Annotated in this window: 18 protein-coding genes; 10 read left to right on the top strand and 8 right to left on the bottom strand. The window is 44.2% G+C overall.

Annotated elements, in window-relative coordinates; all coding sequences use genetic code 11:
• Positions 1 to 14 precede the first annotated feature (14 nt).
• The 3 genes from accA (at position 15) to FX988_RS07095 (ending at position 3,355) form a co-directional block, all read left to right on the top strand.
• Positions 15 to 971, top strand: a complete 957-nt coding sequence (gene accA, locus FX988_RS07105; RefSeq protein ID WP_160178977.1) for an acetyl-CoA carboxylase carboxyl transferase subunit alpha — start codon at positions 15 to 17, stop codon at positions 969 to 971.
• Positions 972 to 1,068: 97 nt separating this feature from the next.
• Positions 1,069 to 2,466, top strand: coding sequence for a tRNA lysidine(34) synthetase TilS (gene tilS / locus FX988_RS07100; RefSeq protein WP_160178976.1), 1,398 nt, complete (start codon positions 1,069 to 1,071; stop codon positions 2,464 to 2,466).
• 103 nt (positions 2,467 to 2,569) lie between these two features.
• On the top strand, positions 2,570 to 3,355 hold the full coding sequence (locus FX988_RS07095) for a lipase family protein (RefSeq protein WP_160178975.1): 786 nt from the start codon (positions 2,570 to 2,572) through the stop codon (positions 3,353 to 3,355).
• A gap of 8 nt (positions 3,356 to 3,363) precedes the next feature.
• On the opposite strand, the gene FX988_RS07090 is transcribed toward FX988_RS07095, so the two are convergent.
• The 3 genes from FX988_RS07090 to FX988_RS07080 all read right to left on the bottom strand — a co-directional run bounded on the left by FX988_RS07090 (position 3,364) and on the right by FX988_RS07080 (position 7,046).
• Positions 3,364 to 4,257 (bottom strand): LysR family transcriptional regulator, encoded by an 894-nt coding sequence (locus FX988_RS07090; RefSeq protein ID WP_160178974.1) that lies wholly within the window; start codon positions 4,255 to 4,257, stop codon positions 3,364 to 3,366.
• A 115-nt stretch (positions 4,258 to 4,372) separates the two neighbouring features.
• Positions 4,373 to 6,019 carry a response regulator gene (locus FX988_RS07085; protein WP_254700744.1) on the bottom strand — a complete coding sequence of 549 codons (1,647 nt, stop codon included), beginning with the start codon at positions 6,017 to 6,019 and terminating at the stop codon, positions 4,373 to 4,375.
• 163 nt (positions 6,020 to 6,182) lie between these two features.
• Positions 6,183 to 7,046, bottom strand: coding sequence for a GGDEF domain-containing protein (locus FX988_RS07080; RefSeq protein ID WP_160178973.1), 864 nt, complete (start codon positions 7,044 to 7,046; stop codon positions 6,183 to 6,185).
• A 127-nt stretch (positions 7,047 to 7,173) separates the two neighbouring features.
• Here FX988_RS07080 and FX988_RS07075 point away from each other — a divergent pair, with 127 nt between their 5' ends.
• The 4 genes from FX988_RS07075 to FX988_RS07060 all read left to right on the top strand — a co-directional run bounded on the left by FX988_RS07075 (position 7,174) and on the right by FX988_RS07060 (position 12,502).
• A complete protein-coding gene (locus tag FX988_RS07075; protein WP_160178972.1) occupies positions 7,174 to 9,147 on the top strand; it encodes a cation:proton antiporter in 1,974 nt (657 codons plus the stop codon).
• A gap of 114 nt (positions 9,148 to 9,261) precedes the next feature.
• Positions 9,262 to 11,055: a carboxyl transferase domain-containing protein gene (locus FX988_RS07070; protein ID WP_160178971.1), complete on the top strand. Its 1,794-nt coding sequence runs from the start codon at positions 9,262 to 9,264 to the stop codon at positions 11,053 to 11,055.
• Between the two features lie 122 nt (positions 11,056 to 11,177).
• Positions 11,178 to 11,651, top strand: a complete 474-nt coding sequence (locus FX988_RS07065; protein ID WP_160178970.1) for a DUF1456 family protein — start codon at positions 11,178 to 11,180, stop codon at positions 11,649 to 11,651.
• Between the two features lie 113 nt (positions 11,652 to 11,764).
• Positions 11,765 to 12,502, top strand: a complete 738-nt coding sequence (locus FX988_RS07060) for a hypothetical protein (RefSeq protein ID WP_160178969.1) — start codon at positions 11,765 to 11,767, stop codon at positions 12,500 to 12,502.
• Between the two features lie 60 nt (positions 12,503 to 12,562).
• Here the strand turns inward: FX988_RS07060 and FX988_RS07055 are convergent, their stop codons facing one another.
• The 4 genes from FX988_RS07055 to tsaA all read right to left on the bottom strand — a co-directional run bounded on the left by FX988_RS07055 (position 12,563) and on the right by tsaA (position 17,353).
• Positions 12,563 to 13,693: a patatin-like phospholipase family protein gene (locus FX988_RS07055; RefSeq protein ID WP_160178968.1), complete on the bottom strand. Its 1,131-nt coding sequence runs from the start codon at positions 13,691 to 13,693 to the stop codon at positions 12,563 to 12,565.
• Between the two features lie 26 nt (positions 13,694 to 13,719).
• Positions 13,720 to 14,559 (bottom strand): MBL fold metallo-hydrolase, encoded by an 840-nt coding sequence (locus FX988_RS07050; protein WP_160178967.1) that lies wholly within the window; start codon positions 14,557 to 14,559, stop codon positions 13,720 to 13,722.
• Between the two features lie 225 nt (positions 14,560 to 14,784).
• Entirely contained in the window at positions 14,785 to 16,500 is a 1,716-nt protein-coding gene (locus FX988_RS07045) for a proline--tRNA ligase (protein WP_160178966.1), read from the bottom strand.
• Positions 16,501 to 16,615: 115 nt separating this feature from the next.
• Positions 16,616 to 17,353 carry a tRNA (N6-threonylcarbamoyladenosine(37)-N6)-methyltransferase TrmO gene (gene tsaA / locus FX988_RS07040; protein ID WP_160178965.1) on the bottom strand — a complete coding sequence of 246 codons (738 nt, stop codon included), beginning with the start codon at positions 17,351 to 17,353 and terminating at the stop codon, positions 16,616 to 16,618.
• A 235-nt stretch (positions 17,354 to 17,588) separates the two neighbouring features.
• Here tsaA and serB point away from each other — a divergent pair, with 235 nt between their 5' ends.
• Positions 17,589 to 18,662: a phosphoserine phosphatase SerB gene (serB, locus tag FX988_RS07035; RefSeq protein ID WP_160178964.1), complete on the top strand. Its 1,074-nt coding sequence runs from the start codon at positions 17,589 to 17,591 to the stop codon at positions 18,660 to 18,662.
• 33 nt (positions 18,663 to 18,695) lie between these two features.
• Here serB and FX988_RS07030 read toward each other — a convergent pair whose 3' ends face one another.
• Positions 18,696 to 21,221, bottom strand: coding sequence for a PilZ domain-containing protein (locus FX988_RS07030; protein WP_160178963.1), 2,526 nt, complete (start codon positions 21,219 to 21,221; stop codon positions 18,696 to 18,698).
• Between the two features lie 189 nt (positions 21,222 to 21,410).
• On the opposite strand from FX988_RS07030, the gene radA reads away from it, so the two are divergent.
• Together radA and FX988_RS07020 are read left to right on the top strand one after the other, a co-directional pair.
• The gene (radA, locus tag FX988_RS07025) at positions 21,411 to 22,775 is read left to right on the top strand and encodes a DNA repair protein RadA (protein ID WP_160178962.1); all 1,365 of its coding nucleotides are present in this window, start codon (positions 21,411 to 21,413) and stop codon (positions 22,773 to 22,775) included.
• 243 nt (positions 22,776 to 23,018) lie between these two features.
• Positions 23,019 to 24,020 (top strand): hypothetical protein, encoded by a 1,002-nt coding sequence (locus FX988_RS07020; RefSeq protein WP_160178961.1) that lies wholly within the window; start codon positions 23,019 to 23,021, stop codon positions 24,018 to 24,020.
• Positions 24,021 to 24,024 lie beyond the last annotated feature (4 nt).

Raw genomic sequence — 24,024 nt, 5'->3', positions numbered from 1 at the left:
AAATTAGGTGTGGAATGAGCTTGAACTTTTTGGATTTCGAAAAACCAATCGCCGATCTTGAAGCGAAAATTGAAGGATTGCGTTTGGTGAATCAAGGCGGTGAGTTCGATATTAGTATCGAAGAAGAAATCACAAAACTGCGTGAAAAAAGCGCGGAAATGAGCAAAAAAATATTCGCCGATTTAGGTGCTTGGCAAGTCTCGCAACTTGCGCGTCATCCGATGCGTCCTTATACCTTGGATTATATCCCGCGTATTTTTAGCGAGTTTGATGAGTTGGCAGGTGATCGAGCGTTTGCCGATGACAAAGCGATAGTCGGTGGCATAGCGATGTTAGACGAGCAACCCATTATGGTGATTGGTCACCAAAAAGGTCGCGACACTAAAGAAAAGGTAAAACGTAACTTCGGTATGCCAAAGCCAGAAGGGTACCGAAAAGCACTGCGTTTAATGGAAATGGCGGAGCGCTTTAGCTTGCCTATCATTACCTTTATTGACACGCCAGGAGCTTACCCTGGAGTTGGCGCTGAAGAGCGTGGTCAAAGTGAAGCCATTGCTCGTAATTTGAAAGTGATGGCAGGGCTGAAAGTGCCTATCATTTGCACCGTTATCGGTGAAGGTGGTTCTGGTGGTGCATTGGCCATTGGGGTGGGCGATCGCGTCAATATGATGCAATACAGTACTTATTCTGTTATCTCACCTGAGGGCTGTGCATCAATACTTTGGAAAAGCGCTGAAAAAGCCCCGCTGGCAGCGGAGGCAATGGGAGTCGCTGCGGGACAAATTAAGGAATTAGGGTTGATCAATACGATCGTTGAAGAACCTCTTGGCGGTGCCCATCGTGATCATGACATCGCTGCAGCGAACTTAAAAGCCACTGTTAAACAGCAACTTGCACAGTTAAAAAGCTTGTCTGTTGAAGAGTTACTCGATCAGCGATATGAACGCCTTATGTCGTTTGGTTACTGTTAAACACTGATTCGCTGCCTGTTACGCAGGCAGTGTCAGTTTTTGCGCGTTAGCTCTCACGTTAATGCGCTTGCGTCATTGCAACCCGTTGTTGGCCACTATGTCTTTACTCGATCATTTAGAACAACAAATAGCCACGCTCAATCCTTCTTTATCATCTTCATTACATTTTGTTGTTGCTTACAGTGCCGGTATTGATTCTCATGTTCTATTGCATGCCTTGTGGCAATTACAGCAGCAACGCAGAACATCATTTACCCTAAGTGCTATATATATACATCATGGCCTGAGTGAGAATGCCAGTCTGTGGCAGCAACATTGCTCTGATGTATGTCAAAAGCTCAAAATAGAATTCGTCAGCGCTAGGGTGTCCCTCGACTTTTCAAATGGCAAAGGGATCGAAGCCCAAGCACGGGATGCGCGTTATGCCAAACTCATTGAAATGGCGCCTGCAGACAGCGTTGTTATGCTTGCTCAGCATCAAGACGATCAGTTAGAAACCGTGTTGCTACAATTAAAAAGAGGTGCGGGGCCAAAAGGGTTGAGCGGAATGGACTCTTATTTTACAAAAGCTAAACTGGGTGGCACGCAGCAACATGTTCACTTTTTTAGACCTCTGTTGGATATTAGCCAGCAGCAAATCCAGCACTACGCTAATGAGCAATCCCTTGTGTGGCAAGAAGATGAGTCTAATCAGAATACTGATTTTGAGCGCAACTTTATCCGCCGTGATGTTGCCCCTTTGCTTAATGAGCGTTGGCCGCATATTGCGCAATCTGTATCACGCAGTGCCCAGCTTTGTGCACAGCAACAAGCTTTATTAGATGAGGTGTCCCTTGAAAAGTTACAGCCGTTACGAAAACCTAATAACACCTTATGTGTTAAAGGGCTTTTGGCGCTGACCGATGCGTGGCGGATACAAGTGGTGCGTTTATGGCTAGACGAGCAAAATATTCTAAGCCCCAGCCAAGCAATATTGACCCAGATGAGCAATGAGTTATTGCTGGCAGCCGAAGATGCAAACCCAATTATCCAATGGCAAAGTTGGCAGCTCAGGCGGTTTGAAGACGCCTTGTATGTGATTACAGTGCCCAAAGACGTTAAGTCACATAGCACAACGCTAAACTCATCGAAGACATGCGAACTCCCCCTGTCATTAGGGAGTGTTGAACTGGTTAGAGTACAAAATTGGGGGGGCGATAAGTCATTCTTAGCTATTGATAGCCCAGAGCTTGGCCAAGTTTCACTCTCTTTTGGCGGTTTTTCACGGCGCTTTACCCCGCAAAATTCACCGCACTCTAAACCTCTTAAACAATGGTATAAGCGGTGGGGTGTTCCACCTTGGGAGCGTAGTCATATTGCGGTTATCTGTCAGAATGAACAGATACTAGGATTGTTACGAAAAGGCGAGTTTGTCCCGAGTCAATACAGTGCGGATTTACGCGCACGAGGAGGCTTCGCGTATGGCTTATGTCATCATCCGTCAGCAGGCGAGTAAGGAGTCGTAACAAGATTTAACAATATTCTGCCACGTTAGTCACGGGAGTGTCATAAAACATCAGTAGCCTGCAAGCATTGACTGACTACCTCTTTTTCGTTACTTGAAAAAACTCAAACGCTACCAATATGAACGCTATGCAGTGTTATGCAAATTAGCCTATCCAAAAACCTTTGATCATGTAGACCTCGGGTTCTCAGTGCACGGGCACGTGGCAATCAGAAATCGCCAAGGTCATGTTTTAGCGCGTATATTATGGCAAGAAAAAAAGAAAGAGGTGATAGTCGTATTTCGCGGCTCTCAAGTATTGAGTGACTGGTTAACTAACTTGTGTTGTATTCCTAAGCGTAAGCGTTTCGGAAATACCGTGTATTACATTCACTTTGGTTACGACAGGTTGCTTAATCAAAAGGTTGCGGGGGCAGAGCCTGAAGATGAAGCGCTGAGTATCTATCAGCAGATTGAAAAAGTGTTAGCCCCTTTGATAGCGAGAGGAAAGCGAATTAGTTTGACAGGCCACTCATCTGGCGGTGCTATGGCTATTTTGACCGCTGATTGGTTAGAAAGACGGTTTGATACCCCAGTGCGCAGGGTAGTGACCTTTGGTCAGCCATCCACAGGATTTAGGAGCTTTTACAAACACTACACGCTACACCGACGCACTTATCGTATCTGCTGCGATTTAGACATTATTACCTTTTTACCCCCTTTGCCGGGTATATTCAAACATGTGGGGCGTAATCTTTGGCTGCATAATGAACGAATTTACGAAAATATACGGCCATCTGTGCGTTTATACAAAACGCTCACTAGCTGGCTTATTTCACCTATTTCATATCACTATATGCACAAATATATACGCAATAAAGACTTTTTCGATAAGCACTAGGCGTTATTTTAGAGGGTGAGTTTGTCTTGTATATAATCCAAAAATGCGCTGATACGAGAAGATAACGAGGTGTTTTTATAATATACGGCGTTTATTTGCTCTCTTGGGTGTGGGCTAATCACACTTCCTTGGAGTACTTTAACCAGTCTCCCTTCACGTACGTCCTTTGCGATCATAAAATCGGACAACAACGCAACGCCGTTACCTTGTATGCACAGTTGACGAATAGTTTCACCACTGCTACCTAAAATGTTGGGTTTGAGTGGTTTGGGTAAAGTGTATTTCAATGGCCAGTTGTTCAGATTAGCTGAATGGGCAAAGCCGATAATGCTGCATTCCGCGAGTGTTTCTAAGCTAATCGGGGGGGATAACCTCTGCAAGTATGCTGGGCTGGCGACTAAATGCAACTGACTGCTTCCTAATAGCCTAGCGTGTAAGTTCGAGTCTTCCAGTTGGCCTATGCGAATAGCGACATCAGTACGTTTCTCAATTAAATCAATGATGCTTTCATTGGAAATTAACTCCAGTTCGATCAGGGGATAAGCTTCTAGAAAACCTGCTATCAATGGGGTTAATTGGTGGAGCATGAAAGGAGAGGCTGCATCGACCCTTAACGTGCCTGTGGGCGTTTGTTTGAGTTCACGTAACCTAGATTCTGCGTAGTTGAGCTGTTGTAGACTGGCACGTACATCGTTGATAAAAAGAAGCCCTTCTTGGGTGAGCTCCACGCGCCTTGTGGTGCGATTTAATAAGGTGCAATCAAGATCTTGCTCTAACTTTGCAATAGCGCGCGACACGCGAGCAACTTGAGTGTCGAGTTGTTTGGCCGCTGCGCTAAATCCTCCATTATCGACGACCGCTAACAGCATTTCCAAGGACGCAGTTTGAGAAATTATCGTCATACTATAGACGGTTTGCGAAGTACGCAGGTGAATTCTTGTTAGTGAGCAGGATAGTAATCTCCTTTTGGCTGGCAACGAAAGGGTTTATATTTGGAGCGCCATTAGCATGTTGTATTTAATGACGCGTTGCCTGATGTTGCTTTATTGAATCAATATATTGCGCTTGCTTAATTTTTTGCTGTGTACTTAAGTTGGCCGTTTTTAATAGGGTTTTGCAATGCTTTAAGCCACTTTCCTGCTCTTCGTTTAAGCCATCATCCTGTGCTAAGCGAGCCAGTACTTTTAGCAAGCTTAGGCCAATATTGGTGTTTTTTGGGGATAACTGTAGCGCTTGAGTAAGTAGCTTATAGGCTGGGGAAAAGCGCTTGTTTTTGTAGTGTACTGAGGCCATTTCGGCCAATTCCTTGGGATTGTGGTGAATCTCTGAACGTTCAAATTGTTCTTGCTCTAAATATTCAGCCATGACTTGGTTTGTAAACTCATTGCCATTGATTTGTTCTTTCATACGCTCAAGAATCGCTAACGATTGCTCCCGCTGACCAATTTCATGAAAAGCTTTGACCTTATCCAAGTTGTCTTCAACTGAGTGCCAGCTGTTGACCTGAGCTTGAAGTTGCATCAGTTCTTCCGCTTGCTTCTTTTTATCTTTTAAGCTTAATAGCCGCGCTTGGATAACAATTAATTGATTTTTAAAGTCATTGATATGAGCAAAGTCTTGCTGGACCTTGAGCAGTTTACGCTCGGTCTCTGCTAGCAAGTTCTTCGCTTGTGAGTTTGAAACTGTGCTGGCTAAATCTATGCCAGCACGTATCACATTAAGAACAAGCTCAGGACTATCATGAATTGAGTTTTTAGCATATTTGGCCATATTTTGAGTGGCCAGATATTGCCCCATAGGATCGTGGTTTAGGCGGGCAAGATCCCATGCTTTTCGGTGTCGCTGAATGTTTCGCGGGGCTAGCTTGCTGGCTTCTTTGATAAGCTCATACCCTTTCTCATAGTCTTCTTGGTTAATGTAGTATTCTGTGAGGGTATCGTATGTGGCAAAGCGGGTATCGTCACGTTCTAATAAATCATCTGCAAGCGCTTGTGCTTCCATTTTCTTACCTTGCTGTAATAAGCTTCTGAGTAACCCTACTGCCACCCAACCGTAGTCACATTCTTTGAGCAATGAGCGGTAAAACGCTTCTGCGTCAGCATATTCTTGCAAGTTAACTAAACAGCGACCGATCAAACGGTTAATTTGCGGTCGATATTGGGCAAGTGACTCATCTTCAAGTTGACGTTGTGCTAGGTAAATAGCGCTTGGGTATTCTTGATTATCGAAGCAGTAGTTCAAACGATACAATTGACTTTTAATCTTTAAAATATGATTAATGCGCTGAGCGACGCGATATTTGTCCAACGGCTTAACCCAGAAATCGTCGGGCTGAAGCTCAATGACACAATTCACCAATTCAGGACTCGTATCAGCGCTGAGAAAAATGACGCTGGTGGTTTTTGCAATAAACCCTTTGAAACGCATTTCTTCAAGTAGGCTAAAACCATCTTTGTCACTGCGAACATCAAACGCCACTAAGATCATGTCAAAACGGATGTGCTCACACAGGCGAATAGCGTAAAACGCATTTTGCGCACAACGCACGTTTTCGATACCTACTTCAAGAAAGGCTGACTTAATGGTGTCTTGCACTAAAGATTGGCCATCAATAACTAGCACATGTAGCTCACTGATGGGCGCCTGAGCTGGTATCTTAATCACACTAAATCCATCTAACCGTGTTTATAGGTATCTTGTTGTTATGACACAACGTTATATTGAACGATGGATAAGCTCAATCACTTTTTAATATAGATACCTATTTGACAACCGAATTGGCTCTCATTCTGCTCAGCCTCTTTAATAACGAAAGTGGAAGCATGGATTACTTTTTATTGCGATACATGGCAGCATCTGCGCGCATAAATAAGCTGTGTTCTGTGTCTTCCTGATGATAGATAGCACTGCCAATACTGCAGCCAATATCATGCTGGGCGAGAAAGTGATTTTGCTTGAACGCCTGTTGAATTCGCTGAACTATTTGTTCACATGAATCAATGCAGGTGTCGGTGAGCAGGCAACAGAATTCGTCTCCGCCATAGCGAAAAGCATAATCAGTGTCACGCAAACAGGTTGAAATCGTGTCGGCGCAGGTGATAAGTATTTTATCACCATGTGAATGGCCGTATTGATCGTTCACTTGTTTAAATTTATTAAGGTCGATAACCAAAAGGGCAAATTGGCTGGGTTGGCGTTTTGCATGGCTAAATAAGCGATGCATGGTGTCATTAAAACTGCTGCGGTTTCTCAGTGATGTTAAGTTATCTCTGGTCGCCGCAAGTTTTATGCGCTCATATTCTAAACCGTTTTTTAACGGGTTTTTAAATAACATGTGCAATTGCTGGACAATTTGCCATTCACGCATGGCCAACGTTCGAGAAAATGCGTAGTGAATCATCGCAATTTGCTTTTCATCTTGACGCACAGCTAAGTGTTTATGATGTCGACTCTTTGCTATCTCTCCATAGTGAATGTCGTTGTGATTACACTGGATTTTTAAGCCACACAGGGGTAACGTATTTTGAAGTTGCTGAAAAAATAGCTCGCTAAGTACGGTCAGGTCAATCGTGGTTAACCATTTTTGAAAGAAAGCACTGAGTTCATGTTGATTTAAAACCGGGGCGTAGTGTCCTGGATTAAATACATTTTCGCCCACGTGTTGTTCATAAAGCTGATTAAGTTGCTCCACCTATGACTCCTGCCAAAAAATTGGCGAACTCGCTATAAATAGCACTCTGTTTTACGATAATGCTTAAACTAAGCAGTATTCGTGCCCAAAAATGGAATTTATTAGATAAAAGGTGGTAACCCTTGTAATGCATGGGATTTTTTCAAATATAGTGATATTAATGGCCGTCGCCGTGGCAAGTGTGTGGTTGTTTAAGCGCATAAACTTGCCGCCTATTTTGGCCTACTTGTATTGCGGTATTCTTGCCGGTCCCGATTTACTTGCGTTATTTGAACACCCAGAAGATATGCAAACTTTCGCTGAGCTCGGGGTGGTTTTTCTTCTATTTTCTCTGGGGCTAGAGTTTTCTTTGCCTAAGATGATTGCTATGCGCCAAATGGTATTTGGCGTGGGCTTAGGTCAAATGCTACTCACAACAGTTGCATTTATGGGGATTAGCATGTTGCTTGGTGTTAGCCTGCCATCCGCAATTATTGTGGGTAGTATCGTGGCGCTTTCCTCTACCGCTATTGTCATCAAACAAACCAATGATATGGGTATTTTAAATACGTCTCGTGCGCAAATGGCGGTAAGTATTCTGCTTTTTCAAGATTTAGCCGTTGTCCCCTTATTAATTGTCGTGCCGCTTCTAGCCATTGGGGGTGGTGAAAGTCTCAGTGTGGCCATTTCCTTATCCATTGTTAAAGGGATTGTAGTGGTATTTATTCTGATGTCTGTCGGTAAATGGATACTGCCCAGGGTATTTACCGAAGTCGCCCAAACCCGCACAGATGAGCTGTTTGTATTAACCACTATTTTGGTCGCGTTGATGGCTGCTGGGCTGACATATTCGTTCGGTTTATCCATGGCGCTAGGGGCATTTTTAGCCGGTATGATGCTTGGTGAGAGTCAATATAAATATCAGTTAGAAGCGGATATTCGGCCGTTTCGAGATATTTTGATGGGGCTGTTTTTTATAACCATAGGTATGCGGCTGAATCTCACTGATTTATTAGCACAGTGGCACTGGGCATTGTTAGGCTTAGGTGCAATGTTGCTGATTAAAGTGCTCATCATTCGTTTAACAGGCGGCTTGTTCGGAGTGCCGAAAGAGGACGCATGGGCAGCAGGTTTTAAGTTATGCCAAATGGGTGAGTTTAGTTTTGTGATCGCCGCTCTGGCAGTGGATCACAACATTTTGTCTACGCAGGTTGGCTCACTTATTCTCAGTATCGGTATTTTGAGTATGGCCATGACGCCTTGGTTAGTGACCCGAAGCTCTGATTTTGCTAAGCGAATTGTCAATGCGCCAACCCCGGCGTTGGAGGCCAGTGAAACCCTTGCCAGTCAACACGAACAGATGCACGACCATGTGATCATTATGGGCTTTGGTCGGGTAGGTCAGTCTGTTAGCCGGTTACTGAAAAGTGAGGCGATCCCCTATCTAGTGATTGACGCCGATCCAGTGCGGGTACACGAAAGTCAAAGTGCTGGTCAACCGGTTTACTTTGGTGATGTTCGTCAGAAAGATATCCTTAGAGCGGTGGGGATAGAAAGAGCGAAACTCGTGCTCATTACTTTTGACGAACACAATAAAGCGATGGCCGTTATTCAGCTTATCTCAAGTTTGTATCCAGATTTACCTATCGTTGTTCGCACTCGTAAAGACTATCGCATGAGCGAACTTTACAGTGCAGGCGCCAGTCAGGTGGTACCTGAAATTCTAGAGGGGAGCTTGATGTTAGTGTCTCAGGTGTTGCACTTGTCAGGTATTCCTATGTCACGCATTTTGAAACGGGTGCGTAAAGAGCGCAAAGGGCACTATGGCAACATGCATGGCTTCTTTCCTGGCGAAACCACGGAATTAAGCTATGAGAAACAAGACAAATTGGAGTTTATGCATGCTGTGGTGATTGCAAACAATGCGTTTGCGGTAGGTAAGTCTTTAACAGAACTGAATATTACCCGTTCAGGAGTCAAGGTAAAGGGGCTGCGCAGGGACAATATTGAATTAGAAAACCCACCATCAGACACAATACTAAATATCGGTGATGTACTGGTGATCAGTGGAAAACCTAGACGTGTTGAGAGAGCGGAGCGGTTTTTACTGGAAGGCGATTAACCGAGTTCGCTAAGCACATCTTGGGATTTACCGGTACATTTTTTCTTCGCAATATTAACGGACTCCTTTTAATTCACTCTAATATTAACGTTTATACTAACTTTAAGAAGTACTATGTCTCATTCGACCATTATCACTGCTAGTTCTATCGCTGTTGTATCTGAAATCTCTGTTTTACAGGGGCAAAGTGTCACCAAAGGGCAAACCGTTTTAACCTTGCATATTATGGGCACGGATTTACCAGTTGTTGCCAGTCATTCTGGCAAGGTTAAACATGTTTGGGTCAAGGTTGATGATGAAGTGGATTTCGAACAAGAGTTGCTCGAAATAGAAAATGAAAGCCATTTAGCAACCGAAGCACAAGTGATGTCTAGCACAGGCAAGGCATTAAATGAGTTTAAAGAGCGCCGAGCAACGACTTTGGATGATGCGCGCGGCGCCCAATTAGCGAAACGCCAAGCTCAAGGTTTTAGAAGTGCGCGGCAAAACCTTGCTCAATTATGCGATCCTCAGCAATTTATGGAATATGGTCAGTTTGCTGTTGCCGCCCAGAGACAGCGCCGTGATTATCAGCAACTTCAATCCGCCACCGCCGCCGATGGCATTATCACTGGAGTGGGCGAGGTTAACCGACCTGAGGGAGTATCTGCATCAACCCAAGCTTATAAAACAGCCCTAGTGATTAATGATTACAGCGTACTGGCGGGCACTCAAGGCTTCTTTCATCATCAAAAGTTAGACCGTATTCTAGCCGTGGCTCAAGCGCAATCTCTACCGGTTATCATGTTTACTGAAGGCGGTGGAGGTAGACCAGGAGATACTGATATCACTATTGTAAATTCGGGTTTGCAGTGTGCATCTTTTTCCAGTTGGGCAGCATTAAGTGATGTGGTGCCACGCATCGCGGTGGCAAACGGATATTGTTTTGCCGGTAACGCGGCATTATTTGGCGCGGCAGATATTCGTATCGCAACGAAAAAGTCTTGGATTGGTATGGCAGGACCGGCCATGATTGAAGGTGGTGGTCTTGGCAAAGTGAATGCAAAAGACATAGGACCCATTGAGACACAAGCATCAAATGGGGTGGTGGATATTGTCGCCGATGACGAAGTGCATGCGTCTGAATTGGCAAAGCGTTGTTTAGGGTATTTTCAAGGAGCCATTGAATATTCGCCGCAAGACCAAGTAGAGAAAGACGCTCAGCAAGCAGCGCTAAGAGAGGTGTTACCCGATGATCGCCGTTTTGTGTATGAGATACGAAAAGCAATCGCGATTTTGGGCGATGAAGATAGCTTTACAGAGTTAAAGCGACAGTTTGGTGGCGCGATTATTACTGGCTTTATGCGTATTCATGGTAAACCAGTGGGGGTTTTAGCCAGTGACTGTAAGGTATTAGGGGGCGCGATAGACGTTGAAGCCGGTGAAAAAGCCTCAGAATTTATGCGCCTATGCAATGCGTTTTCAATCCCACTGATAAGCTTATGCGATACCCCTGGTTTTATGGTGGGTCCCCAGCATGAGCAACAAGGAGCAGTCAGACGCCTGTCGGCATTATTTACCTCTGGAGCCAAGCTAACGGTCCCTTTAATTGCTGTGGCAATCCGCAAATGTTACGGCCTCGGTGCACAGGCTTTGTTAGGGGGCAGCACGATGAAACCGGACTATATGTTGTCATGGCCAACCGGTGAGTTTGGCGGTATGGGATTAGAAGGAGCGGTTAAATTGGGATTTAGTAAAGAGCTTGCCGCCCAAGAGGATCCACATGCGCGTCAGCAGTTATTCGAAAAACTTGTTGCAACACAATACGCAAACGGTCAAGCCACAGAAGTGGCAAGTGTGCTTGAGATTGATGCCGTTATTGATCCTGAAAATACCCGTAAGGTGATTATACAAACGTTATTTTCATAAAGGCTGCCTATTCTTTTACGCCAACGGGCGGTTTTGATCGTGCTTTACTGGCAACATGGGTATGATAGCGCCATTCAACGCTCAAAGACGACTTTGAGCCCGTGCCCAACTAGGAATGATAAATGATTAATAACGATGTGATGCGTCGTATTCGCTATATTTTTGACTTTAATGATAAGCAAATGCTCGATGTATTTGCTCAAGCGGAATACCCTGCGACAACCGCCCAACTTCACAGTTGGTTGCGTAAAGAAGAAGAGCCGGAGTTTGTTCGAATTACCGACTTACAATTTGCGCTGTTTTTGAATGGCCTGATTAACTTAAAACGTGGCAAACGAGAAGGTGCACCTGCTCCAGTAGAGCGAGTGTTGACCAACAACATCATTTTAATGAAACTAAAAATTGCACTTAATCTGCAAGCAGAAGATATTCTAGAAATTATGCAAAAAAGTGATTTTCGTCTTTCCAAGCATGAATTAAGTGCGTTGTTTCGTAAGCCCGGCAATCGCCATTATCGAGAGTGTCAGGATCAGTTCTTGAGAAACTTTTTAAAAGGGTTGCAGCTAAAATTTCGTGGTGATGCCCAAAACGACTAACCTGTTTTTGCGGGCTTTTGCTGTTCTTACATTAGATTAAAGTGTAAGTGTAAAGTACTGCTTAGATTATTTTTGCGTGCTACATTTAACACACTATAAATAAGAATAAGCCTATGTTACTGACGTACGTTGTACTTTTAATGACGCTACTTTTTTCTCTTCAAGTGCAGTCAAATTCAGCCCACCAACTGTTCACGATTAATGTGACGGAAGCTGCAGGCCCTGTACCGCAAAAAAGTACGCTGCGCTTGTTTAAGCGTTTGTATGAAAATCTCGATATCGATCCTTCCCTGGTTTACCTTCCATCAAAGCGCGGTTTAGCTATGGTTAATTCAGGGGAGATCGATGCGGAGGCCTACCGTTTTGCCTCTGTAGGGCAACGCTATGCAAACCTTATTCGGGTTGAAGAACCAATAGGTGTAGGCAATACAGGTTTTTTCTGTGTTCAATTAACTGAATGTGATCTTTCAAAAAAACAAAAAATTGCGATGCTAGTAGGCTTTGAGCGAGCAAAAGATATATGCACACAATTTGCGCTGAGTTGTGAGTACGTGGCATCAGCAAAAAGTTTAGGTAAATTATTAGATCAAGGTTTGGTGCAGTCAATTTTAGCCACCACACTTGAAGGTAAACAAATTATTTGCCAAGCGGGCAAAGACACTTATTTTTTTAAATTAGAAGCATCACTTGTACGCTACGGTTATCATTTCATTCATCGAAAACATCATGCTCTTGCCCCTAAACTTGCAGAAAATTTACGTGTCATGCGTAAGCAGGGGTGGTTAAACAGTGATCGTAGCCTAATTGAACAAACCCAATATGACTGTGGCAAAGACGTGGTGATTTTGTAACGCTATAGTGTTATTTTCCAGGTTAGTCTTTGTGCTTTTTTCACTTCTGTATGAGTTTGTTTAAATGCCAAGAAAACTGCGGATCTCATCTGCTCGGGCGAGTCCATCTTTCATCCCAAGTGCAATTAACTCCTTACAATATTCTTGTTCAAAAATTAAATAACTGAGAAGCGACGAGTCTGCTTTGTTATGTAAGCCCATTAATCGCAACAGAGATTTAATCCCAGACGGCATTTGATGAAAGTGTCGCGCAGCCATGTCGTTGAACGAGATACTTGGGTTGACAACCAAGCAATCTATGGTTTTTAACGGACTCTGCAGGCGTTGTTGCGGGGTTAACTGTTCAAGCGTCTGATTAATGCGCTGCATTCGTTCTAAATCAGAGCGTAAAGTATCAGCGAAAATGGTGTCTAACAAATGGCCGGCAATTTCTAAACTACTTGGGTAATGGGCGACTTGAGTGAACCTGGGGGCTTTTTCGGGTTGCTCAACACCAATGACCATGATTTTTTGTGCGCCTAGATGAATGGCTGGACTTAAAGGAGACAGTTGATGTACCGAACCATCGCCTAAAAACTCCCCATCTAACTTAACCGGAGGAAAGACTAACGGGATGGCAGATGACGCCATGAGGTGCTCACTGTGCAATGCGGTTTTTATGCCACGGCGCTGCTGCCTGTGCCAAGGAGCGATGTCGTGATGACCTTGAAAGTAGCTAATTGAATCGTGAGTGCTGTAGCTTGATGCACTTATGCTTATCGCACGTAAGTAACCTCTTGCAACATTGTTATCGATACGTTTGAAATCTAAGCGACTACGAATGAGCTTTCGAAGCGGAGCATTGTTTAATAAGCTGCTGGCTTGTTTCTGATTAAGGGTTGACTGAAAGCTGCGAAAATAACTTTGTGCTAAATGGGAATATACATCACGAATACCGCTGCCATAGACTTGACGGGTAGTGAAATTCTTCCAAACATGTTCTAACTTGCGTATGCCCAAGTGATAGCATGAGGCATAGCACGCAAGCCCTGTGGCATTGATTGCACCGGCTGAACTACCACAAACGATAGGAAATGGAATACCTTGGTTTCGAGGTAAGTAGCTACTAATCGACTTGAGTACACCTAACTGATAAGCGGCTCGAGCACCACCACCGGATAAAAGCAACGCATAATGATGACGTTCATGCATGGTAAATTTGGGTCCTACTCATTCTTCTAAAAAGCGATGCACATCCCTTCAGCAGCAGCAAATAATTCAAGATCTGCTTCTGCTATGGCAACTAACTCTTGGCAGTGCGCTTCTACCGCGGCAACGTTATCGTCAGTTCGCGAGTGATCATGGCTATATAAGGCCAAGCGTTTTGCTCGACATGCCATCGTCAGTTTTACAGCTTCTTCTGCCACTGAATGCCCCCAACCAGCTTTGCCGGGCATATCAGCTAACATATACTGGGCATCATGCACGACTAAATCGGCATCTCGGGCAAACTCTACCCAATCTAAAAAGTCAGTACTTTTCTTGTACGGGGGGTAGAGTTCATTATCCGTAATGTACACGATTTTCTTGCCATCAGCGATAATACTATAGGCGCTGCCACCGCCTGGATGGTTGATTTTTTGACGCTTGATTTCCGCGGGACCTAAACGCCATTGTTGAATGTTTTCGGCTTTCACATCTAATGAAATTGAGGATTGCAAGGTATCAAATTGTACAGGGAAGTAGCTGCCACTCATTTGCTTTAAAATATTGTCGTGCTCCCCTAGGGTAGTTTGTCCTGGGGTGATGTAGATGTTACGTTTTGGTTGAAAAATAGGTGCAAAAAACGGAAAACCTTGAATATGATCCCAATGGTTGTGACTTAAAAGAAGGTGAATATCTCCATCTTTCTTAACGAGCTTTTGTCCTAACGTTCGTATACCTGTACCAGCGTCGATAATAATGTCAGTACCGTCATTTAGTTCAATGTGGACACATGCAGTATTACCACCATACTTTACATACTCAGCGCCAGGAGTGGGTACAGAGCCTCGTACACCGTAAAAGGTTAATTCCATTAAAATACTCATTTATTAGGCGCTAGGGCTGTACAAAGTGTTTCAGTGGCACAACTAATAGCACGCTTTTCGCATCTATAAAGATTAGCACTAATGTGAGCGTTCAATAAGTCTTAATCTTATACACGGGTATATTGCGGGCAAGAAAAAAGCGCAATCTATGCGCTTTAATTACTAACTGGCCGACGGTGCCGGCCAATATAGCTAGGCTTGCTTAAAGTCGATTTACAGCGTGGCGATAAAATCTGCAATCTGCGCTATATCGATCAGTTGCTTTTCACCGCTACGGCGGTTCTTGTATTCAACTTTTTGCTCATCAAGATTACGCTCACCAATCACTATCGTGTGAGGTACGCCGACTAATTCCATGTCATTGAACATAACGCCTGGGCGCTCTTTACGATCATCGAATAGCACGTCGATTCCCGCAGCTTTTAACTGGGCGTACATGTCCTCAGCAACTTGTTGGATACGGTGAGACTTATGCATGTTCATAGGTACAATTGCCACTTTGAATGGGGCAATTGCATCTGGCCAAATAATGCCGTATTTGTCATGATTCTGTTCAATAGCCGCTGCAACAATACGTGAAACCCCAATGCCATAACATCCCATGTTAAGCACCTGGTGTTTGCCGTTTTCGTCTAGCACACCACAGTTCATTGCTTCTGAATACTTGCTGCCAAGCTGGAATATATGGCCGACTTCAATACCGCGTTTTATTTCAAGTGTACCCTTGCCATCAGGGGACGGGTCACCCGCTTGCACATTACGTATGTCTGCTTGTTGATATTCTTTTGCGTCACGGTCCCAGTTGGCACCTGTGTAGTGAACATCGTTTTCATTTGCGCCACAAACGAAATCAGCTAATACCGCTGCACTGTGATCAGCAATGACAGGAATGTTTAAACCTACAGGGCCGATTGAGCCAACAGCGCAACCAATAGCTTCTTCAATTTGTACTTCGCTGGCCATCGTAAGCGGAGCAAAAACACCGTTTAATTTTTCTGCTTTTAGCTCGTTTAGCTGATGATCGCCGCGCAGTACTAGAGCAACCAGCCCTTGTTGACTCTTATCATCTGCCTCACCAAGCACGATAAGCGTTTTCACTGATTGCTGTGCAGGAACGTTTAATAGTGCACTGACTTGCTCAATCGTTTTGGCATTTGGCGTGGCAACTTTACTTAGCTCTGCGCTTGGGGCAGGGCGGTCTATTTGTGGCGCTATGGCTTCGGCTTTTTCAATGTTAGCAGCGTAATCTGAAGCGTTACTAAACGCGATATCGTCTTCACCTGACTCAGCAAGAACGTGGAATTCGTGAGAAGCATTTCCACCGATAGAGCCGTTATCAGCAATCACCGGACGGAATTCTAAATTGATACGCTCGAATACGCGGCAGTATGCGGCAAACATTTCATCGTAGGTTTTATTTAAACACTCGTCACTTAAATGAAACGAGTAGGCATCTTTCATGGTGAACTCACGGCCACGCATTACACCAAATCGCGGACGTACTTCGTCACGGAATTTTGTTTGAATCTGATACACGTTCAACGGTAGTTGCTTATAGCTACTCACTTCGTTTTTGACCAAGGCAGTCACTACTTCTTCATGAGTTGGGCCTAACACAAAATCTCGAAAGTGACGGTCTTTTACCCGTAAAAGCTCTGGGCCGTACTCATCCCATCGGCCAGATTCTTGCCATAAATCAGCAGGTTGCACTACGGGCATGAGTATTTCTAATGAGCCTGCTCGATCCATTTCTTCGCGCACGATCTGAGCGACTTTATTTAATACACGCAAGCCAGTGGGTAACCAAGTGTAAAGTCCTGATGCGAGCTTGCGAACCAAGCCTGCACGTAGCATAAGCTGGTGACTAATGACTTCTGCATCCGCAGGTGTTTCTTTTTGGGTCGATAATAAATATTGGCTTGTGCGCATTGGCGTGAGCTTCTCAATTAGGTATGGGTTAGAAATCGGCGGCTATTCTACCAGCCACTTTGGCTGGGCTAAAGGCCCGAAACGTTAAATATTGCTAAACTTTATCTGTTTATCGTCATTCTTTAATTATCTTGTCCGGCGCGTGTTGAGCGATACTTGTCACGTAATTGGCTTGCCCATTAACTCGCCAGCGAATGTTCAGATCATATAAGCTCATACCGTACTGAGCATCGCTTTCTTGCTTGGCTTTATAAGCCGGTCGTGGATCTTGAGCCAATACTTGCTCGATAAGTTTGCTCAGCATAGGGTATCGACTTTGCCAATAGGCTAATTGCTCTGCACATTGGCTTTCAAAATACACCGCCATTTCTGGTGGGGGCTGGGCAGCAAAACCACCCCTTGCCACGGGGATGCTATCAGCCCAAGGAATGTAGGGTTTTATATCAATTATCGGAGTGCCATCAAGTAAGTCTACGCCTTTGACGTGCAGGCTTAATTGGCCGTCTTTTTGTTCCACTTTGTGGTATTGCACAACCGACATACCAATACTATTTGGCCTAAAGGTGCTACGTGTGGCCAATACACCCTGCTTTTTATTTCCACCGAGGCGCGGAGGACGCACCATAGGGGACCAGCCTTGCTCGGCCGTTTTATGAAACTGAAATAACAACCATAAATGACTGAACTGTTCTATTCCGCGCAGCATGTTTGGGTCGTTGAACGTATCATTAAAAATGACTTCGCCATGGGCAGAATCAACCAGGTTAGGCTGCCTAGGAATGGCAAATTTTTGCTGATACGGAGTGCGAATTACGCCTAGTGGCTGCAGGCTAATAGAGTGTTGCTTGAGCATGGTGACAGTTCGGTTACTTAACAGCTTGGATAATTGACTATGGTAAGCGTCTAAAGCGAGATAGCCAAAGTAAATTTCACACTGGGCTATGCTAGAACACGTAAAGACCAGCAGTATAGAGCATTCGCGTCGGTCATCCGATTACACAGGCTTGTAGGCTTTGCTGATGAATGCGGGTGGCATTTACCTTTGGCTTTGGTAACATTCACCTCTACTTAATATTCAGGTCAAATACGTGTTTGAATTTAGTCCGCACTCTAAACAACTGGCATCTAGCCTCTTTCTTGAACGTTTAATTGCCGATCGAACGTTTAATCAGTTTCACTTTATCAATGATCGTATCGTTAGTACGGTGGCCCATGAAGGATTCTCACCAAGCAAGCTGAGCTTGCAGGGCTTTGACTTAAGCGTTGAGCACAGTAGTGTCGTTATTTTTGCTGAAGGTCTGAGCTTAGCTAAGGTCTTTGCTGTATCTATGGCATTTTCAGATAAGCTCAATGTACTGTGTTATCAAATATTACGTGATGTCCCGTTAACAGGAGTCGGCGTTGTATTGCGTGTCGAGCGTCAAAGCACTGAAGATTTAAGACCGCTACTCGAGCGAATTGCAAATGAACATGCGGTAGAAATATGCTTGTTTTCAAGTGCGCCTCGCCTTGATGAGCCCGGTTTATTAGTGATGGACATGGACAGTACTGTAATCAGTGTTGAGTGCATAGATGAGATTGCAAAACTCGCTGGCGTTGGGGAAGAGGTATCAAGTGTCACGGCTAAGGCCATGCAAGGTAAACTCGATTTCGAAGAAAGTTTACGCAGTCGTGTTGGCTGCCTAAAAGGTGCCAACGAAGATATATTACAACAAGTACGCCGAGCGTTGCCGCTCATGCCGGGAGTTTTCAATTTGGTGCGCTTTTTAAAACAGCATCAATGGAAACTGGCGATTGCATCGGGCGGATTTACTTACTTTGCGGAATATCTCGCAGATAGACTAGAGCTTGATGGCGCAGTCGCCAATGAACTTGAAATCGTTGATGGTAAGTTGACGGGGCAGGTAACTGGGAGCGTAGTTGATGCTCAGGTCAAAGCCGCGACTTTGCTTGAAATGGCTAATGAATTTGATGTCACGGATTGTCAGACCATTGCCATGGGGGACGGTGCCAATGATTTAGTCATGATGAACGCCGCAGCGCTAGGTGTGGCGTTTCATGCCAAACCGGTAGTGCGTGCTCAAGCTGATATATCTATTCGAAACGGAGGGTTAGACTCCTTACTTTGGGTATTGGCAGCAGCCACCCCCGATCGAAAATAAGGTATTCTCAGAGCGCCTCAATGGGCGCTCAATTTAAGGGGAGTCTGAATTTAATAATTGCTCAATTTCGATACTTTTATGCGCTTGATATTGTTGTCTTTCTCGGTTGTCGTGAATGGTTAGCGCATCAAATTGGTAACGACTCATGACCAAGTCTGTTATATCCAAAATATCGCCCACGCCATTAACGTTCCATAACTTTTCTTCAAGTTGTTTGGCCCTGTGTACGGCGTATACGCCGACGTAATTAATCTCGGATTGTAGGCGGTCGATATCAGGCCGGCCGGTACGGGCTATAAATATTTTCAGTGCAATAAACTGGCCTTGCTCAATTGCTTGGGAAATAAACTGTCGGCGTTGGTCGTCATTTGCAAACTGTTCTATAAAGCAACTTTTTATCGCTTCTGATGTACTCTCTTTTTTAGGATCAAATGCCACAAATAACTCGCTCATCATGGGGCGCTGATGGGGCTTAATGTGGCTAAGGGTATGTTGAATAAAGTCCAATGGCCCATTAAAACCTTCGAATAACGGTAGTAAATTGAACTCACCAGGGGGAGCTTGAAAACTCAGTAAGTTGGTCAGACGCGTTTGTGCAGACCATGTCGCAGTGGCGTCAGGCAGGTATTTTGCGCCTTCTTTGCGAATGAAAAACGCCACATTTGGTACATTATTAGCGTATATGTTCCGCAACGCTTCACCTATTCCAGGAATATCTTCTTCATCCCGGTAGGCCTTGAGTTTAGAGCGATTGTTTTTAATTAACTCATCAAAAAATGCTTTGGTCGTCGTGCTACTTTCATCGTTTACAACATTGAGATGAAGTACATTACGCTCATTTGATATATGGCGTACGGTATAGGATAAGTTGCTCAAATCATACTTGCGGGTAACTTTTTGTAATTGAGGGAAATTGATTTCTACCAGACTATCAGTACTTTTGTGAAAAAATGATTTTAGTTCAAGTTTAATACCCTGAATGGAAATGTCTTCTGTGTGTCCCTCGATAACCATATCTTCTACTTTAAGCTCAATTGCGGTGCGCAGCATAAAGCGAGTTTCACGGCGTTGGTTCGCATATTTGAATCGAAATACTTGGATGTTTTCTGGTACGCGATTCCGTGGATGTCCAAAAACCTTCAGGCTAGGTAGTTTGGCGCGCACTAAGGGTAATTTCTGATAGCAGAGGGTATTGGCATCATCAGTCACATTGGTTAACAAGGCGATATGACTTAAATGGCGCAAACGAGACATGAGACGAGGCGTCGGCGGTTGGTTTTGGCGCTTAACTGACTCACTGATGCTATCCGCGATGGATAAAGGGCGATGGCTTTGTTTTGGTTCAACCTCTTGTATCTGCAATTTATACACGCGCCAACTTATTTTACGAGAACCGTAACTCAGATATAAATCACGTAAACCTGCGTTGGCGGCCAACTCTTCATGGGAAGCTGAGTAAAAATATACCTTTTCATTTTTTATATGGTGAAATACATAGAGGTAAGTTTCTTGTGAGCCCTTAGGATAAGAAAGGCATTTTTTAATGCGGGCATCACTGAACAAATAACCTAACTTGAGGTCGCTAATTTCATTGTTCCAATAGAAAATATCCTGACGGTTACAATCATTTGCTAGGGCATAGCGGGGGACGAACTGATCGTCTGTAGACTCGATATATACCGGAATCGAGGTGAAATTAGGAATGTAATACTGCTCGTACGTTTTCTTATGTATGGCGTCAAACGTATTGTCTAAATTCACTTTGTAACGGCGCTTGTTGCCATGAATAAAGCGTTCAAGAAAACGATCAAAGCTAGGCAAAAGGGTGTCGAATAATCGCTTTAAGTGCAATCGTTGGTCTTGTGCATTACGTTCAACAGATTCGATGACGTATTGAACTCCTTGGCGGTTTTCCAGCATATACTCATGTTCTAATCCGCGGAATTGAACAGCTAAGCGCTCACCTGATTTAAATCGATATTCTTTACTGATTTTAAGCTTTAAGCCACTAAGCGATACGTCGACGGTTGTTGCTAGCATGCTCTTATTCGTTTCAGTAAATAGCTCAACACTCATGGAGTAATTCATGCGCTCTTCACTGCGCTGAGCAAATTCACCAAAGGGCATAATAGGCGCTAAGTATTGCTGGCTGGCCGGGGTGTTGTCTTCTTCGGGCTGTGGGGTTTGTGACGCTTGTTGCGATTTTTTATGCATGACGCGGTAGTTATTTTCAGTATTCATTACGGCCTCGTATACGCCCACTGAATACTCTCCAAAAGAGCGCACTTGGCGCTCAAATACCTCTATCGCTATGTCGTCTAAGAAGTGCTGCTGATTCTCGTATTCATAGAGTTTACATTTGCCATCAACATAGCCACGTAAATCGATTAAGCGGGTACAAGGCCGCGCTAAACGCTTGAGCTCCATCTTAAGTAAAAAGCGTTTTTGTTTAGGTACTGAACCTGCCACTTGTGTGAGAACCTGACCAAACTCTGGCTCATTTATCATGGGCTTTAGCTGTTCGATAATGTCATGATATTGTTCAAAATCTTGGTTCATAGTGAATAAGTACTTTATTTTTTGTTGTGAAACACGAACGCCATAAACTCTTATCGGCACACGCAGACGTTTTCATAATGCAATATGTGCAAGGTTCCCCTAATATAGAGGGCTTTATACTAGTTACATTAAATATAAGTAGAAACCTCTCTTATATTTATTGTTTTTGTAACCAAATTGTGGAGCACCATGGCCAAACGTAAAACCGCCTATGTATGTAGTGACTGTGGCGCAGAATATCCGCGCTGGCAAGGGCAATGTAATGACTGCAATGCTTGGAACACCATTACTGAATTTGTTGTCAGCCCAGCGCGCAGCCAACCTGAACGGAATTTACGTGGCTACGCTGGTCAAACTGGGGCAAAAATCGAAACACTTAACAGTATCGATATCGCCGAATTACCTCGTTTTACATCAAGTTTTAAAGAACTAGATAGAGTGCTAGGTGGCGGTATTGTGCCAGGTAGTGCCATATTAATCGGGGGTTCTCCGGGGGCAGGAAAGAGCACGCTATTGCTTCAAGTGATGTGTCAGTTAGCAACCGAGCGTAATGCACTTTATGTCACAGGGGAAGAGTCACTGCAACAGGTCGCTATGCGCGCTCAGCGCTTAAACCTGCCGAACGACAAACTCAACATGTTGGCAGAAACCAGCGTGGAAACCATCTGTGAACTGGCGTTGAGCTTAAAACCACAGATTATGGTCATTGACTCGATACAGGTAATGCATGTCGCTGATGTACAATCTGCTCCTGGCAGTGTGTCACAAGTCAGGGAAAGTGCGGCCTATCTAACGCGTTTCGCCAAACAAAATCATATTGCTATGTTATTAGTCGGCCACGTAACCAAAGATGGCAGTTTAGCGGGCCCTAAAGTGCTAGAGCACTGTATAGATTGTTCAATGATGCTAGAAGGCGAAAGCGACAGCCGTTACCGCACTTTGCGAAGCCAGAAAAATCGTTTCGGCGCAGTCAATGAGTTAGGTGTGTTTGGTATGACTGAGCGCGGATTAAAAGAAGTTAATAATCCTTCTGCTATCTTTTTGAGCCGTGGCGAAGAGCAATCCCCCGGTAGCATAGTGATGGTGGTGTGGGAGGGAACACGTCCGTTGTTAGTGGAGATACAAGCACTGGTGGATTATTCGCAAACAGCTAACCCGCGGCGTGTCGCCGTTGGCCTTGAACAAAACCGTATGGCAATGTTATTGGCTGTCTTGCATCGTCATGGTGATGTACAAATGAATGACCAGGATGTATTTGCTAATGTGGTAGGCGGTGTAAAGGTAACCGAAACCAGTGCGGATCTGGCTTTGTTGTTATCAATAGTTTCTAGCTTTCGGAATAAGACCTTAGATGCGCAGCTGATTGCGTTTGGTGAAGTGGGATTAGCGGGAGAAATTCGCCCAGTACCCAATGGCTCAGAGCGTATTAGCGAAGCGGCGAAACACGGATTCAAACGGGCAATTGTCCCTAAGGCCAATGTGCCAAAACAAAAGGTCAATGGCATCGAAATTATCGGTGTTGCGCGACTAAGCGAAGCCCTTGAAGTACTTTGATTAGCGGGTCTTGTTGTGGTAAAAATAATAACCTCGTTTGTGCAGGGTACCGTGTGTAACCCTTTCTACAATCAAATTTCCATAACCAAATAAAAATTGTAACTATTACAGTGATATAGCGAATATTAATCTGTGATGGGACACTTATCTATTTCAAATCATGGTTTACCAAAAAATATGTATAAACTTTTTTCTTTTTCAATCCTAATGTGTATCGCTGGGGGGAGCTATTCCTCGCTCTGTATGGCACAGAGTACGCCTTCTGAATTTGCCGAACTTAGTCTGAATGAGTTGTTCGAAATGGATATTGCGGATGACACCGCAAAAACGCTATCTTCTAGCCCTTGGACATTTGCTTATAATTTTAAATTTGCCGAGTTTCGTGGTTATTTAGATGGTGATGCCAAACGCGCTGATAGCGAAGTCTTGTGGCGGGGGCAGGGGGCAGAAAGAAGCGACGAAAATTTCCCCATACTGCCTACTGTTATCGATCAACAAGTGCACGTTTTTTCCGTAGGGTATCGTATTAATGCAGATTGGCGTGTGCATGCTTCCATACCTTATATAACCCAAAGTACAGATCATATAAGCATTGTGTCTGGCTATGACTATTTCACCATTGATAGTGACGGGGCCGGCGACGCAGTGTTGTCCGTTAGTCATCGTCTTATTGCGACATCTGAAGACATTTGGTGGTTTACCGCAGGAGTGAGTTTACCTACTGGCTCGATTGATGAAAACGGAGATACGCCAAGAGAAGCGGGACTGCAACAGTTGCCCTATACGATGCAACTGGGATCGGGAACCTATGATTTTCCGGTTGAATTTAGTTATCAGAGCATGGGTAAACATGATTTTAACCTAAGCATGTCAGCCATGATCCGTACTGGCAAGAATGACAGAGATTATCGGCTAGGAAATAGTTATAGTTTATCAGGCACATACCGATTTAATACGACGACAAATATAAAACCATTCTTGGGGTTGGCCTACCAGTATCGAAGTGCAATCCATGGCCAAGATGATGAGATTACTCTGGCTGAGCCATTTCCTTATCCGGCAAGTATTACCAATCCTAGATTATACGGGGGCAAGAAAATCAGTGCGGAAATGGGTGTCAGGTGGTCGTTCAGTGAAGCATATGCTTTGAGTGTTTCGTTTTCAAAACCAATTTATCAGAATTTGAATGGACCCCAACCAAAAGAAAATTACCAGTCTGGTATAACCCTTTCACGTTTAATGTAGTGTG

Source organism: Paraglaciecola mesophila, assembly GCF_009906955.1.
Taxonomy (GTDB): domain Bacteria; phylum Pseudomonadota; class Gammaproteobacteria; order Enterobacterales; family Alteromonadaceae; genus Paraglaciecola; species Paraglaciecola mesophila_A.
Note: the sequence above shows the minus strand (reverse complement) of the source record. Positions and strands in the feature narration are given on the sequence as shown.

Excerpts from the sequence above, each read along its gene's own strand:
- FX988_RS07055 (WP_160178968.1), bottom strand. The coding sequence starts at position 13,693 with ATGCATGAACGTCATCATTATGCGTTGCTTTTATCCGGTGGTGGTGCT.
- accA (WP_160178977.1), top strand. The coding sequence starts at position 15 with ATGAGCTTGAACTTTTTGGATTTCGAAAAACCAATCGCCGATCTTGAA.
- FX988_RS07030 (WP_160178963.1), bottom strand. The coding sequence starts at position 21,221 with ATGAACCAAGATTTTGAACAATATCATGACATTATCGAACAGCTAAAG.
- FX988_RS07020 (WP_160178961.1), top strand. The coding sequence starts at position 23,019 with ATGGCACAGAGTACGCCTTCTGAATTTGCCGAACTTAGTCTGAATGAG.
- FX988_RS07045 (WP_160178966.1), bottom strand. The coding sequence starts at position 16,500 with ATGCGCACAAGCCAATATTTATTATCGACCCAAAAAGAAACACCTGCG.
- FX988_RS07050 (WP_160178967.1), bottom strand. The coding sequence starts at position 14,559 with ATGGAATTAACCTTTTACGGTGTACGAGGCTCTGTACCCACTCCTGGC.
- tilS (WP_160178976.1), top strand. The coding sequence starts at position 1,069 with ATGTCTTTACTCGATCATTTAGAACAACAAATAGCCACGCTCAATCCT.
- FX988_RS07075 (WP_160178972.1), top strand. The coding sequence starts at position 7,174 with ATGCATGGGATTTTTTCAAATATAGTGATATTAATGGCCGTCGCCGTG.
- FX988_RS07060 (WP_160178969.1), top strand. The coding sequence starts at position 11,765 with ATGTTACTGACGTACGTTGTACTTTTAATGACGCTACTTTTTTCTCTT.
- FX988_RS07090 (WP_160178974.1), bottom strand. The coding sequence starts at position 4,257 with ATGACGATAATTTCTCAAACTGCGTCCTTGGAAATGCTGTTAGCGGTC.
- radA (WP_160178962.1), top strand. The coding sequence starts at position 21,411 with ATGGCCAAACGTAAAACCGCCTATGTATGTAGTGACTGTGGCGCAGAA.
- tsaA (WP_160178965.1), bottom strand. The coding sequence starts at position 17,353 with ATGCTCAAGCAACACTCTATTAGCCTGCAGCCACTAGGCGTAATTCGC.
- FX988_RS07070 (WP_160178971.1), top strand. The coding sequence starts at position 9,262 with ATGTCTCATTCGACCATTATCACTGCTAGTTCTATCGCTGTTGTATCT.
- FX988_RS07065 (WP_160178970.1), top strand. The coding sequence starts at position 11,178 with ATGATTAATAACGATGTGATGCGTCGTATTCGCTATATTTTTGACTTT.